General features: G+C 38.5%; 14 protein-coding genes and 1 riboswitch. All 14 genes read right to left on the reverse strand.

Going from position 1 to position 13,858, the window contains the following annotated elements; genetic code table 11:
* Window positions 1-28: 28 nt before the first annotated feature.
* The 14 genes from FGL89_RS04435 to FGL89_RS04505 all read right to left on the reverse strand — a co-directional run bounded on the left by FGL89_RS04435 (window position 29) and on the right by FGL89_RS04505 (window position 13,810).
* Entirely contained in the window at window positions 29-688 is a 660-nt protein-coding gene (locus tag FGL89_RS04435) for an amino acid ABC transporter permease (protein ID WP_014973624.1), read from the reverse strand.
* 9 nt (window positions 689-697) lie between these two features.
* The gene (locus tag FGL89_RS04440; protein ID WP_014973623.1) at window positions 698-1,339 is read right to left on the reverse strand and encodes an amino acid ABC transporter permease; all 642 of its coding nucleotides are present in this window, start codon (window positions 1,337-1,339) and stop codon (window positions 698-700) included.
* Window positions 1,339-2,205, reverse strand: coding sequence for a transporter substrate-binding domain-containing protein (locus FGL89_RS04445; RefSeq protein WP_014973622.1), 867 nt, complete (start codon window positions 2,203-2,205; stop codon window positions 1,339-1,341). The genes FGL89_RS04440 and FGL89_RS04445 overlap by 1 nt, the downstream gene beginning before the upstream one ends.
* Window positions 2,206-2,324: 119 nt before the next feature.
* Window positions 2,325-3,062, reverse strand: coding sequence for an amino acid ABC transporter ATP-binding protein (locus FGL89_RS04450; RefSeq protein ID WP_041773116.1), 738 nt, complete (start codon window positions 3,060-3,062; stop codon window positions 2,325-2,327).
* Between the two features lie 180 nt (window positions 3,063-3,242).
* On the reverse strand, window positions 3,243-5,045 hold the full coding sequence (locus tag FGL89_RS04455) for an ABC transporter ATP-binding protein (protein WP_014973620.1): 1,803 nt from the start codon (window positions 5,043-5,045) through the stop codon (window positions 3,243-3,245).
* A 2-nt stretch (window positions 5,046-5,047) separates the two neighbouring features.
* Window positions 5,048-6,817: an ABC transporter ATP-binding protein gene (locus FGL89_RS04460; protein ID WP_014973619.1), complete on the reverse strand. Its 1,770-nt coding sequence runs from the start codon at window positions 6,815-6,817 to the stop codon at window positions 5,048-5,050.
* A 56-nt stretch (window positions 6,818-6,873) separates the two neighbouring features.
* A complete protein-coding gene (locus FGL89_RS04465; RefSeq protein WP_014973618.1) occupies window positions 6,874-7,827 on the reverse strand; it encodes a YdcF family protein in 954 nt (317 codons plus the stop codon).
* Between the two features lie 13 nt (window positions 7,828-7,840).
* A complete protein-coding gene (locus tag FGL89_RS04470; RefSeq protein WP_014973617.1) occupies window positions 7,841-8,938 on the reverse strand; it encodes an aspartate-semialdehyde dehydrogenase in 1,098 nt (365 codons plus the stop codon).
* Between the two features lie 29 nt (window positions 8,939-8,967).
* Window positions 8,968-10,080 carry an alanine racemase gene (gene alr, locus FGL89_RS04475; RefSeq protein WP_147000436.1) on the reverse strand — a complete coding sequence of 371 codons (1,113 nt, stop codon included), beginning with the start codon at window positions 10,078-10,080 and terminating at the stop codon, window positions 8,968-8,970.
* 78 nt (window positions 10,081-10,158) lie between these two features.
* A riboswitch (Lysine riboswitch) is annotated at window positions 10,159-10,326 on the reverse strand.
* A 19-nt stretch (window positions 10,327-10,345) separates the two neighbouring features.
* Window positions 10,346-10,828 (reverse strand): P-loop NTPase family protein, encoded by a 483-nt coding sequence (locus tag FGL89_RS04480; RefSeq protein WP_014973615.1) that lies wholly within the window; start codon window positions 10,826-10,828, stop codon window positions 10,346-10,348.
* A complete protein-coding gene (locus tag FGL89_RS04485; protein WP_243129486.1) occupies window positions 10,818-11,309 on the reverse strand; it encodes a 2'-5' RNA ligase family protein in 492 nt (163 codons plus the stop codon). Before FGL89_RS04485 ends, FGL89_RS04480 begins: the two co-directional genes overlap by 11 nt.
* A 93-nt stretch (window positions 11,310-11,402) precedes the next feature.
* On the reverse strand, window positions 11,403-11,939 hold the full coding sequence (locus FGL89_RS04490; RefSeq protein ID WP_014973613.1) for a biotin transporter BioY: 537 nt from the start codon (window positions 11,937-11,939) through the stop codon (window positions 11,403-11,405).
* Window positions 11,940-11,974: 35 nt separating this feature from the next.
* Window positions 11,975-12,955 carry a biotin--[acetyl-CoA-carboxylase] ligase gene (locus FGL89_RS04495; protein WP_014973612.1) on the reverse strand — a complete coding sequence of 327 codons (981 nt, stop codon included), beginning with the start codon at window positions 12,953-12,955 and terminating at the stop codon, window positions 11,975-11,977.
* 312 nt (window positions 12,956-13,267) lie between these two features.
* Complete coding sequence (locus FGL89_RS04505; RefSeq protein ID WP_014973610.1) at window positions 13,268-13,810, reverse strand: biotin transporter BioY; 543 nt, start codon at window positions 13,808-13,810, stop codon at window positions 13,268-13,270.
* Between the last annotated feature and the right edge of the window lie 48 nt (window positions 13,811-13,858).

Consider the following 13,858-nt stretch of genomic DNA (forward strand, 5'->3'; position numbering starts at 1 on the left):
ACTCTTAATAAAATATTTTACAATGACTTTAAGCTAACTTGTGATCTGCCCACTTAGCAATTAATGATAGACCATAGTTTAGTAAGAAGTACACTAATGTAATCACAATCAAGACCGGTATGATATAATTTGAGTTTTGTGCATAGACGATTTGTCCACGATAAGTCATTTCTGACAACACAATTCCCAATGCCAAACTAGTATCCTTAACTAATGATATTAACTGAGAAATAATTGGTGGAATCATTTTCTTGTAAGCTTGTGGCAAAACAATGTAAACCATTGTCTGAGTATTACTCAAACCATTAGCCCGTGCACCTTCAAATTGGCCAATATCAATTGACTCAAGACCACCACGTACGATTTCAGCAAGCATCGATGACTCAAATGTAGTCATTGCCAACACCGTTGCCCAAAAAATAGGTAAATGAATGCCTAATTTAGGTAGCGCGAAATAGACGAAGAATATAATCAACAATAATGGTAAGTTACGAATAATATTGTTGATCATACCCACAAATTTTGAGAAATACGGGATACGTTCAAATTGAATGATGCCCACGATAGAGCCAAATATCAAACTTAAAATAACGGATATGATTGATACGCCGACTGTCACACCTAAACCACCCAGTAAGTAAAGAACATTTTCTGGTGTAAAGGCGCTAAAAATTCCTAATGTAACCATACTTCCTCCTTATGCTGCGTGCTTGAGTTTTATCTCAAGGTGCTTCACGTAATAACTAAGTGGTAATGTAATTACCAAGTAGAATACTGCGACAATGATATACGTCAAAAACGTATCAAAAGTATTAGCGGCAATCATATTTCCTTGATACATCAAATCTAATCCACCAACGAATGCTAAAACAGATGAATTTTTGACCAAGTTAATAAATTGATTTCCCAAAGATGGTAGCGCAACACGGAAAGCTTGCGGTAATATAATGTGACGCATAGCTTGCCAGAAAGACAACCCATTAGCGCGCGCACCTTCCATTTGTCCGCCATCAATTGATAAAATACCTGCACGTACTGTCTCAGCAATAAAAGCCGACGTATACAATGTCAAAGCAATCGTTCCTGATGTAAAACCACTAATTTTAACGTAATTTGCAACGACCAGGAAAAAAAAGAAAGTAATAATCAATAATGGAATATTACGGAATACCTGTACATAAACATTACCAATAGTTCTCACCCAATTCTGGGGTAAAATTTGCATGATAGCAAATACTGTTCCCAAAATCATAGAACCAACAAGCGCGATAATACTTGACAATAATGTATAACCAAATCCTTGCATGAATGTTGGGAAATTATCTTGTAATAAATTCATTATTTCGCCTCCAAACTGTGCCAGTCAAGGCCGGGAACATCACTAAACCATTTTTTAATGAGTTTGTTATAAACGCCATTTTTCTTAATTGTAGCTAATGCTTTATTGGTCTCTCTAATCATAGGCCCTTGATTATTATCAAATGCAATACCATATGGTCCATGAGTAAACGTGCCACCTACAATTTGATAGTCTGGATTTTCGGTAGCAAAACCATACAGAATGGCATTATCTGTTGACATTGCTTCACCTTGACCACTTTTCAAAGCTTGCATACCTGTAGCATAGTCTTGAACTGCAAGTATTTTTGCTTTTGGTGCAAATTTTTTCGTTTCTGTTGCTGCAGTCGTTCCAACAATGACAATGACTGTATACTTTGGATCATTCATATCTTTAATAGAATGAATTTCTGAGTCCTTTTTAACCAAAATTGATTGACCCGCATCGAAATATTCATCTGTAAAGTCAATGATTTTTTCACGTTCCGGTGTAATTGTCATGGTTGATACTGACCCATCAATGTTTGTATTTTTGATCAGCTGCATCTTTGACGAAGCTGAAACAGGTACAAACTCAGCCGATAGTGGGGTATCGGTTTGTTTAGCTATTTGTACTGTCACAGCTTTAGCGATATCAATATCAAATCCTTGTGGGACACCACTTTTAGTATCCATTAATCCAAATAATTTGGTATCAGCCTTGACACCCCAAACAATGCGCCCTAATTTTTGCACACGTGCTAACGTGTCTTGGTGTTCTTCATTACGCCTAGCAGTTGCTGTAGCCCACATTAGTCCGAGGACAATCACGGCAGCTAAGACGATTGTAGCAATAATACCAAACTGCTTTTTTTTAGCTTTTTCCATAGTATTGAAGCGCTTATAAATACACTGGTATAGTCACTTTATAATAATGGTTTGTAGTAAAAATTGATACACACCATCTGACTTCCCAGAACATCTACACACGCATTTCCTCCATTATATTAATGTTGTTCAACTTGACTCAAAAACTTTTGTGCACGTGGTTCTTTTGGCTTTTCAAAGAATTCCTTTGTCGAACTATCTTCCAAAATATGTCCATCAGCCATGAAAATAACACGATCTGCAACAGCCTTAGCGAAGCTCATTTCATGTGTCACGACCAGCATTGTCATAGATGAATCCTTGGCAATATCACGCATAACATCTAGCACATCACCAATCATTTCTGGATCCAACGCTGAAGTTGGTTCATCAAACAATAAAGCCTTAGGCTGCATTGCCAAAGAACGCGCAATCGCAGCACGCTGCTTTTGACCACCAGATAATTCAGATGGCATATTAGCCGCTTTATCAGCCAAACCAACTTTTTCAAGTAGTTCCATCGCAATTTTTTTATTTTCAGCTTCATCACGTTTCAAAACCAAGCGTGGTGCCAGCATGACATTTTCTAAAGTTGTTTTGTTACTATACAAATTGAAATGTTGGAATACCATACCAACATTCTTACGAATGCGGTTCATATCAGTTTTAGGATCATGCAAGTCAAAACCATTGACTAGCAAATTTCCTTCTTGAATTTCTTCAAGACCATTGACTGTGCGAATTAAAGTTGACTTTCCAGAACCTGAAGGACCGATCAAAACAACGGTTTCACCTTCATCAATTTGCAAATTAATATTTTTTAGTGCGTGGAAGTTACCATAGTACTTCTCGACATTGTTGAATTCAATCATTGACATGAGTAAATCTCTCCTTATTTATATATGTGTAGTAACAACACATATTTCTTCAATACAAAAGGGACTAAAATCAGTAAGCCCAATATTATGTGGTACCCACCCATTTTGTTCTATAATTCATTGTACCTGTTTTCCATACAGCAGGTCAAAGCTATGGTAGAAAACATTACATTACTCAGATTAATTATCTGAAGTGTTATTATCAACACCCTGTAACCGATACAAATCGTAATACTGGCCACGCTGTGCCAATAATTCTTCATGCGTACCTCGTTCAACAACTTCACCGTTATCTAATACCAAAATGAGATTGGCATCTTGAATAGTTGACAAACGATGCGCTATTATAAGCGTCGTACGATTTTGGCGCATCTTTTTGAGCGATTGCTGAATGGTTGCTTCTGTTTCAGTATCAATATTGGCGGTCGCTTCATCTAAAATCAGAATTTTAGGATCTTGAATGATTGTCCTAGCAAAGCTAATCAACTGTTTTTCACCAGCGGAAAAGCCAGAACCACCCTCTTGAATCTCAGCATGATATTGATCATCCAGGCGATTAATAAAGTGACTTGCACCAACAAATTCAGCTGCATGTTTGACCTGCTCATCAGTTATTGTGTCATCATACATGGCAATATTTGATGTTACATCCCCAAAAAACATAAATGGCTCTTGCAAAACTAACCCCATTTGTTTCCGTAGATTGTCTAATTTAATGTCACGTATATCATGATCATCAATCAAAATCTCACCAGATTGAAAATCATAAAACCGCATCAGCGTGTTGATTGTTGATGACTTACCTGAACCGGTATGTCCGACTAACGCGACTGTCTCGCCAGGATTAGCAACAAAACTCAAATCTTTCAGAATCGGATGTTCATCGTCATAACTAAAATTAACATGCTTAAATTCTACCTTACCATTACTAATTACTTGATCTGCATCAGGATTCTGAGCTGGTGCGTACGTATCATTATCAAGAATATCTAATACGCGATAACCGGACACTAGCCCTTCTTGAAAAGGACTAAATAATGACATAATACTTTCTAAAGGTCCAAAAATATTACTAAGATAAGTGGTAAACGCATATATTGCACCAGCCGCGACTGCTGTTGACATGGACAAAACACCAAAATACCAAAGAACTAAAACTGTAGCGCCACCCAAAAGCAAATCAATCATTGGCTCCAATAGTAAAGCATCTGCCTTTACCATCTTAAAACGTGCATTAAAATACTCGCCGTTTACCCTGTCGAATTCTTTTTTAAAACGTTCTTCTTGATAAAATTCTTGAATCACATCAATACCAGTAATACTTTCGGCAATTTTAGCGTTGAGACTAGATAGTCGTTCACGCATATGACGAAATAAACTGGATGAAAAGCGCTGATAGATAATGACAGAAGCGATGATAAAAGGCACCACAACTAGCATAAGTAATGTTGCACTCACGCTGACCGTTAGCATACCAATGTAAGCACCTATCATACTCATCACGGCAAAGGTTAATTGCATAAAAAAGCGCCAGAAATCTGCCAACGATGCCGTATCATTATTAACACGTGTGACCAGTGATCCCGCTGGTACTTGATCGAAAAAGCGCATACCCAAAGTGTGTAGTTTACGAAACACTTTAACACGGATGTCTTCCAATGCGTATTCAGCTGCTACAGTAAAATAATAAGCATTAAAGGCATCAGCGACTGCTTGTCCGAGACGAATAATTGCTACAATCACAGCAAAACTAATCATAATGATCCATGTAACGTGATCATTTCCATGCAAGTATGTGTTCATGTAATAAGTAATAATACGAGGTGCAGCAGCTTGTAGTAAAGCAAAGATGCCACCAATTGCTAACGCTGTGAAGAACATTTTACGGAAAGGTTTTGCCATTTTGATAAGGGTCACAATGACACGTAGCTGTTCTTTAATAGGAATACTTTTTGCCCAAACTGAACTATTTTTTTCTACCATGGTCACCCTCCTTGCCCGTCTAATTTACTGACAAGTGTTGTCACCAGTTGTTGTTGTTTATACATCTGGGCATACCAACCCTGCTTAAGCATCAATTCTGCATGTGTGCCAGATTCGATAATTTCACCCTGTTCAAAAACAATAATCTTATCAGCATTCATCACTGAACTCATTCGATGAGCCGCAATAATAGTCGTTTTTTCCTGACGTTCAGCTTTTAATGCGCTTAAAATTTGTTTTTCTGTTCGTGCATCAACCGCTGACAAGGCATCGTCTAGAATTAATATCTCAGGATTAATAATTAAGGCACGTGCGATTGCTAGGCGTTGTTTTTGACCACCTGATAAACTCACGCCGTGTTCGCCTACTTCTGTTTCATAACGTTCAGGGAACTTCAATACATCTTCATGAAAAGCTGCCTTCTTAGCTGCTAATTCAACATTTTCTTGTGTTTTATTGACATCTGCAAAACGAATATTATTTGCAACAGTATCTGAAAACAAGAAATTTTCTTGCGCAACATAACCAATCGTTCGCAAATAAGATTCAAAACGGTATGACTTAATATCAATATTGCCAATCTTAATACTACCTTCGTAGTGATCGAACTGACGTAGCAACAATTTCAGTAAGGTCGTTTTCCCTGAACCGACACGTCCAACAATACCCAGTGTTTCACCAGATTTAATATCTATATGCACATTTTTAAGGGCGTTTTTTGTATCACTGTCATCTGGGTAGACAAACGATTCAATATCAATTTTTATATTACCCTGAGCTAATGTATCGATGCCTGCTGTATCCTCAACAATAGCAGATTTTTCCATCAGAATATCTTGCACTCGCATGTAAGACGCATTGCCACGCTCTAGCACATTAAATAATTGACCCAAGCCAAACATCGGCCATACTAGCAAGCCTAAATAAGTTGCAAATGACACCAATTGACCAATAGTAATCTCATTTGACACGACAAGCGAGCCACCATAAGTCATCATAATGACATAACTAATTGTCATTATAACAGTGGCCATCGGACCAAATAACGAATCAATCAAGGCGACTTTCTTGTTGATCTTAATCGTTTTTGTAACCTCTTTTTCAAACGCTTGCACATCTTGTGATTCTTGTCCTAGTGTCTTAATCGCTTTGATACCTGCAATAGACTCTTGTGATTTATTAGATAATTCTGAAAATGCTTCTTGTGATGCAGTAAAAGCTTCACGAATTTTTGGTGAAAGATAACGAACACCAATAACCAGCAGAGGTAATGGCAATACGCCAATTAAAGTTAACCGCCAGTCAACGACAAAGATCATTGAAATTACTGTGAACACAATGATCACAATTGAATCAACCAGCATTAAGATACCACCAGAGGCGACACGTTGAATTGCAGAAAGATCATTCGAGGCATGTGCCATTAAATCGCCTGTCCGATGCCGTTGATAAAAAGTAGTATCCATTTGCATATAGTGGTCAAAAAGCTGTTGTCGCAACGTCTTTTCTAACAAAGCAGAACCTTGGAAAATATTAGTAATCCAAGCATATCGAAAACCATACATCAGTATGGCAAAAAACAGGATACCACCTGCATAGAGAAGTAAAATTTCAGGCGTGACTTCACGTGCTATCACTCTATCTGTAAAGCTGCCGAGCAATGCTGGCGATACCATTTGTGATATTTCCGTTAAGAATAAGAAAGACAACCCATAAATATAGAGCCTTTTATTCGCCCGAAAGAACCACATTAGTTGTGTAAAAATACTCATGATGTTCTCCCTTTGAGTTGTTTCCCCCGTTATTAATCATGATGTTACACAATTATTTACCATTGTAAAATAACATTCAGGATAGTTCCAACAACTAGCCATGCCATCCCCCATGCAACATGACGTCGTTTATTAATATTCATGGTACCTGCAAATTCTCTGAAAAAAGCAGACGTACGATACAATTTTGGTGTATAACCGCCGCGCCCCTGTACAGTAATCCCTAACTTTTCAGCTAAAAGGACACCACGAAACACATGATATTCACTTGTATAAAATGTAAAAGGCTGCGACCCTAAAATTTCAGCACTATATGTCAAATTTTGCAAAGTATTGTGTGATTGTTCCTCTAACATTGTTTTTGCTGGCGGAATACCATACTTATCAACAGCCCAGTCTCTCATTGCCTGTGCTTCACTAAGATATTGGTCTTCGCCTTGTCCACCAGAAAATACAATCATTGGAAATATCGTCATGAGTTTAGCATCTGCTACTGCAGCGCGAATACGCGCATTCACAATATTGCCGATCTTGTAGCCGTCTGCTAAACCCCCACCAAGTACAACAAGTGGTCCTTGCTTAGGAGCTGAAATAACCTGTCCATAAATCAAGCTGCTTATTAAAAAACGTAGGAATTGCCAAACAAAATACAACGCTAAACCTGTAATTCCCCAACGTAATAAGACGAATGGCGATAACAATACAATCGCAGCTATATATCCGATAAACATTATAGGTAATAAAAAACTACGAAAACGTTTCCAACTATACCAAACCAAACGCCACATTAATGTGAGACCTAAAAGCACCACGATATAATAAAGATATTCTAAAATACGTACTATCGTGTCGTATGATATACCAAATAGTACAGTAATCGCACAAATCAGTGAAATGGTCACAAAAAAGGCATACGTACCAATTGTGAGTGTGCCAGGATTTCGTTTGACTTGATAATACAATAGTGCCGAAAAGCATATCGCCAAAGCTATGAATAAGACTATTACCATTATCATTAACTACTTAAAGTGAGTTGAATTTTTCAGCCGCATTGGCAGGGACAGCTACTAGGTCTAATGAAACCAGTCTTTCTGCAATTTGGACAGTATTCCAAGCTGCACCTTTCAACAAATTGTCTGAAACAACCCACATGTGAAATGAATCATCGTTTTCAACATCGGCGCGCACACGACCGACAAATGTTTCACGCTTGCCCGCTGCATTGACAGGTTGTGGATAAAGTTGCTGTTGCGGATCATCTTCCAAAACAACACCAGCACCAGCACTCAAAACTTTTTGAATACCAGCTACTGTTGCACCAGTATTAGCTGCTGTCTCAAAATAAACTGCTTCACCGTGACCAATTGGCACGGGTACACGTACCGCAGTGCCTGTGACCTTAACATCCTTAGAATTTTTGTCACCAAACATAATTTTCTTTGTTTCATGAATCATTTTCCACTCTTCATGCGTGTAGCCATCATCTTCAAAAACATCAATTTGTGGTAATAAATTATAAGCCAATGGATAGTGCTTTTCTGCACCTTTAACGGGTAAAATTGCTGGGTGAGGTGTTTCACCATGATTATAGGCTTCCGTCTCATCGACAAGTTCTTGCCAAGCTGACTGACCAGCACCTGATGCTGCTTGATATGTTGAAACGATCACGCGCTTCAACCCATAAGCACGTCGTACTGGTTCTAACGCAACAACCATCTGTATTGTCGAACAATTGGGATTGGCAATAATGCCATTGTGCCCGCGCAAAGCTGCTTCGTTAACTTCAGGTACAATTAAAGGCACGTTATCGTTCATACGCCAATAACTTGAGTTATCGACGACAACCGCACCACGTTTCACAGCTTCAGGGGCAAAACGTTGAGATACTGAACCCCCCCCTGAAGCTAGTACAATATCAATTCCTTCAAAGCTCTCTGCTGTTGCCTCTTCAACCGTCACATCTTGACCTTTGAATTGTAGCGTTTTACCAGCTGACCGTGATGATGCCAAAAGCTTAATCGTGTTCACTGGCACCGTTGACTGTTCTAGTTGTTCAATTAGGCGTGTACCAACAGCCCCTGTAGCACCAAGAATAGCTACGTTATACTTACGTTCTGTCATTTTATTATACTTCTCCTCATAATAAACTATTAATCAACTAAGACACGATGTAATCGCTCTTGCAACCCAGTGGTAATTTCCCAAGGCGCTAAGCCGGCATGCTGCGCGACATCTTCAATTGTGTTCTCTAGATCACCATCTCGACCAATAAAGGTCACTGTGGTGCCCACCGGATATTCATGTGGTAGTTTGATCATCAATTGATCCATAGCCACTTGACCAACAATCGGCGCATAATGTCCGTCAACAATAACATTGAAACCAGTTAATTTGCGTAACCAGCCATCACCATAACCAATTGGTACCGTACCAATCCATTCGTTGCCAGTCGTTGTATATTTATGCGAATAACTAATGCCCTCGCCTGCTGGCAATAATTTCACAAAATTCATTTCGCTACGCAAAGACATGACAGCTTTTAAATCTTTCCCATCTGCTAATTCACCACGTGATGGTTCAATACCGTACAAGACTGTACCAACGCGAATCACTTCATGTGGTACTTCATCAGCATGGTACATCGCCGCACCAGAATTTGCAACATGATAAAATTCTGGCTCCGGTAGCCCATCTGTTATATCATGCCACCGTTTTAATTGTTTATAGAAATAATCTGTATTTGACGAATCAGACTCGGCAAAATGTGTACATACCCCAACGTAATCAAAAATATCAGAATGTACTTGCACATATGCAATCGCTTCAGCTAATGATTGACGATCACGGAATCCAATGCGTCCCATCCCCGTATCTACCCCAAGGGTAACATGTAATCGTTGCTCACCACTTAAATGTGTTGCAGCTTCCTTTAACCAATCTAAAGATACAACCGTTGCCATAATATGCTGAACGGCCATTAACTCAGAATATTCAGCTGAAGAAATACCCAAAATCAAAATGGGTGCCGTAATACGTTCATGGCGTAAGGCCAATGCTTCATCAATGATTGCCACAGCCAAACCATACACACCACCTGCAACTGCTGCTTTGGCTGTTGGTATGAGACCAAGGCCGTAGGCATTAGACTTCACTGCTAAATATATTTTGTCAGCACCAGAAGTTTTTTTCACGACATCAACATTGTTTTTTAAAGCACTTTTTGAAATTTCAATTCGTGTAGGCCGCGTAATTGCTTCTACCATTATTCACACTCTTTTCACATAAAATAAAAATCCGTGATTGCCAAGTGTGGCAGTCACGGATCGCATTTAAACAATCGTTCCTGTCATAGCACTCCGCTTTCGCGACAGTCCATTAGATATTAACTAATGACCCAGCTAACCAACATGACAGTGTTAGTGCTTCGGCCGTATCCCCTTTTACCCGTTTCAAAGTACCTGCCAGCACTCCGCGAGCGACTTATGTCTGCGGCAACCTCTATGATTTTCTAATTGTTTTTATTTTATTCTAATTTTTATTCTTTGTCAAACACCTTAAATTCTTAATTACCGTCACTTTAGTATGATAGAATTTTAATAACTTATTAATTTCATCACAATCATGTTTACGCCACTTTTTTTGCCATTCTAGAAATATACACAACTGCTTATATTGCTTAGGTCCATCTGATATCAGGCTCTTAATGTAACGTTTAACTATGTAATATACATTTTGCCAATATGGTATATCTATAACATAAATTTTATCTGCTGCTTCAAACAAACTTTGACCATCGCGAAATTGTACGCCTTCAACGACCCAGTCATCCTGTTGCAACAGCCGATCTAGCAGAACATGCCTCTCTGCTATTGTCCTATGTCTGTCTCCACTATCTTGTCGTTCCCAATTTATATCATCTAAAGATGTTACCGGTAAATTCATGGTACGCCCCAAATAATGAGCTAACGTCGTCTTGCCACTACCAACTGGTCCAATAATTCTAATTTTCATATTCATTATCCAATGCAATAGTAGCAAAATTTTCTGAATCATCATTATCTAAAATATGTTCGATTGACACCTCTGTAATGGTTGTCAACAAATCATATCTGTTATTTTGCAACTTAACTAATAATTGTGTCGTTTGATCTGGCATTAAGCCTTGTGCAATAGTGATATGTGGTTGATAGGGCAGATCTTTTCGTAGGTATCTTCGAAAAACTACTTTATCATAAAGCGCGTCATGGATTTTTTCTAACATACTAGACCCTTGATCAATTACCAGCCAGACATATCCATGTTTTGAATCACCAGAAACTTCTTGTAACTGTATTTCAAACGGTGGATATTGCTTCGCTACCTCAGTAACTACTTCAATAATTTGTTCGTCCGATAACTGACTATCAAAAGGAAAGACAAGTGATATGTGTGGTGCAATATGATAGTATAAATTATCATATTGGCTGCGAATAATATCAATTTCATTATTCATACTAAATTTTGGAAACATTAAGACAGATCTTAGCATACTTCAACCTTTTTTAAATTAGTATATCAAAAAAGCCAATCCGAAGATTGACTTAGTTCAAAATGCTAATACTGTTCGTTTTTGTAATTTACGCACGGCAATTGCTACAATCACAACGACAGTGATTTTCAATGCACCCGTGGCAACAAAGGGTGTGAATCCGGCTGTGATCGCTGCTTGCGCAGGCATATTCATACTAATAGCCAACCAAATTGTCCCAAATGTTAAGTTCAATATCGAGGCAATAATATTTGTTATGACTAAACCAGTCACAGTCGACCATTTTTTAAATGACAACCCAATGATAGGCGCAAATAAAAGAAACGACCACAAATATCCCGCTGTTGGACCCAATAACAAGACAAATCCACCTTTAAAGCCAGCGAATACTGGTAATCCCAAAGCGCCCAATAATAAATATAAGCTAATAGCAGTTAAACTAACCCGTGTCGATGCAATTGAAGCTACCAAGGCAATAATTAATGTCTGCAGCGTCAGCGGAACCGGACCAATGTTAACTGCCAAAGGTGCAACAGCAAGTAATAATGCCGTTAAAACTGCCGTAACAGCTATACGTTGTGTTTTTGAATTCATTTCTCTCTCCAATTTATACTAGTTGAACAACAAAATTAACCACAGTAAATATTCGGTGGTAGATTCACTTTCGTGACTTCCCCAGAATTCACGGTAATCACTTTATCCCCAACATCCAAAAGCAATTGACCTTCTGTACCAATATCTTTAGCTATGCCAGTTAATAACTCTCGCCCATATTTAATAGTAACTTCTTGCCCAATAACAATATTACGCTCACGATACTCGGGTAAAAATGATCCGGTAGTGTAGGCATCGTAGAATGTGACAAATTCATCAAGCACGTTGGCAGCAATAATATTCCGTGATACCGTTAAAGTCTCCACCATGCCGCCAATTTTGTTCACCAAAGCGCCCGTTAAGTTTTCAGGACGTAATAAATTCAAGCCAATACCTACAACCAAAGCTGAAACCTGCTGACTTTCAAAATCCATCACTGCTTCAGTCAAAATTCCGCCAACTTTACGTCCTTTAAATAATAAATCATTAACCCATTTAAAATCTAGTTGAATGCCTAGTGTTTTTTGGATCGCTCTAGAAACTGCAACAGCCGTGCCTGTCGTCAATAGTCCTGGTATAACTGCCGCCCCGATTGGTAATGGTAAAGCAAAGGAAATATATAACCCCGTTTCCGGTGGTGCAATAAACGTACGACCCAAACGCCCGCGACCATCAGTTTGATAATCAGCAATAATCATGGTTGGTTCTGTTATATCATCATGTGCTAAAGTTTCTTTCGCATAGGTGTTAGTCGAGTTAACACTATCTAAAACCCTAATTTTCCAATTAGATTTTGCTAATTCCGCAATAATTGGTGCACTTAATATTTGCCCAGCTTGGTATCGATAACCAACACGGTGTTGACTATCGATACGATGCCCTTGGTCAATTAATTTTTGGATGACTTTCCATACAGCAGCACGACTAATATTTAAGGTTTGTGCTAAAGTTTCACCACTTAAATATTCACCTTCATGTTTGGCAAAAAATTGTAATAATCGTTCATCTGTTTTCATGTTTTTTATCCTACGAAAAATAAATTTCAATGTGGCGCGCACACTGATTGTTGAAAGGATGATGACATTTCGGGCAATAGTAATTTGCCTTCAGATACATTTGTCCTGTCATGCCAAAATGACATGCACCACACAACACAGCTACCCGCTCATCAGTTAGAGGCATGGGACAGAAATGATGCGTTACCATAGCATCGTGACACTGATAACATGCATAAAATTCATCACATTGCGCACAACGATTGGCAACAACATCGTGAAAACTATGCCAATGACGACACCGCCCTTCATCATCTAAACCAATACCTTTAATCATAATAACAGCTTTTGACGCGCTAGCACCAATCCAATTATCGTTGCCAGAATAGCTTTAATAATATCCCCAGGAATAAAGGCTATTTGTCCCACTAATGCCGTCTTCACTGACATATGCGTTTGGATAATCAAGCCAATAGCCCCACCAAAATTAATGAGTAAAATACCAAAAATAACTATTGTAAATAGTAACGTCACAAAATTCAATTGACCTTTCACACGTAAGTGTTCTGTTACCCACCCAATAAAAAAGGCAGCAATAGCGTAACTATATAGATATCCTGCAGTTGGACCAATTAAATGTGCAAAACCGCCCTGACCACCGGTTAATACCGGTATCCCTACGGCAATCATTAACAAAAATATGACCACCGTATAAAATCCATATCGACGCCCTAATATGACGCCTGCCAGCATGATGCCCAAGTTTTGGATAACGATTGGTACAGGAAGAATACCAATTGGTATTCCCGGTATGAATCCCAAAACAATAATGATTGCTAGTGTAATAGCGGATAATGAAGTAGCTTTTGTTGACATGTTCTTTTCCTTTTTAGTAAACTATTTTATAATTATGGTTTACTAAAA

Origin of the sequence: Leuconostoc carnosum, assembly GCF_007954525.1 — a bacterium.
GTDB classification, from domain to species: Bacteria; Bacillota; Bacilli; order Lactobacillales; family Lactobacillaceae; genus Leuconostoc; species Leuconostoc carnosum.

Bases quoted from the DNA above. Each gene is read 5' to 3' on its own strand.
- FGL89_RS04435 (WP_014973624.1), bottom strand. From the start codon at position 688: ATGGTTACATTAGGAATTTTTAGCGCCTTTACACCAGAAAATGTTCTT.
- FGL89_RS04465 (WP_014973618.1), bottom strand. From the start codon at position 7,827: ATGGTAATAGTCTTATTCATAGCTTTGGCGATATGCTTTTCGGCACTA.
- FGL89_RS04455 (WP_014973620.1), bottom strand. From the start codon at position 5,045: ATGGTAGAAAAAAATAGTTCAGTTTGGGCAAAAAGTATTCCTATTAAA.
- FGL89_RS04470 (WP_014973617.1), bottom strand. From the start codon at position 8,938: ATGACAGAACGTAAGTATAACGTAGCTATTCTTGGTGCTACAGGGGCT.
- FGL89_RS04460 (WP_014973619.1), bottom strand. From the start codon at position 6,817: ATGAGTATTTTTACACAACTAATGTGGTTCTTTCGGGCGAATAAAAGG.
- FGL89_RS04505 (WP_014973610.1), bottom strand. From the start codon at position 13,810: ATGTCAACAAAAGCTACTTCATTATCCGCTATTACACTAGCAATCATT.
- FGL89_RS04440 (WP_014973623.1), bottom strand. From the start codon at position 1,339: ATGAATTTATTACAAGATAATTTCCCAACATTCATGCAAGGATTTGGT.
- FGL89_RS04485 (WP_243129486.1), bottom strand. From the start codon at position 11,309: ATGAATAATGAAATTGATATTATTCGCAGCCAATATGATAATTTATAC.
- FGL89_RS04450 (WP_041773116.1), bottom strand. From the start codon at position 3,062: ATGTCAATGATTGAATTCAACAATGTCGAGAAGTACTATGGTAACTTC.
- FGL89_RS04445 (WP_014973622.1), bottom strand. From the start codon at position 2,205: ATGGAAAAAGCTAAAAAAAAGCAGTTTGGTATTATTGCTACAATCGTC.
- FGL89_RS04480 (WP_014973615.1), bottom strand. From the start codon at position 10,828: ATGAAAATTAGAATTATTGGACCAGTTGGTAGTGGCAAGACGACGTTA.
- alr (WP_147000436.1), bottom strand. From the start codon at position 10,080: ATGGTAGAAGCAATTACGCGGCCTACACGAATTGAAATTTCAAAAAGT.
- FGL89_RS04495 (WP_014973612.1), bottom strand. From the start codon at position 12,955: ATGAAAACAGATGAACGATTATTACAATTTTTTGCCAAACATGAAGGT.
- FGL89_RS04490 (WP_014973613.1), bottom strand. From the start codon at position 11,939: ATGAATTCAAAAACACAACGTATAGCTGTTACGGCAGTTTTAACGGCA.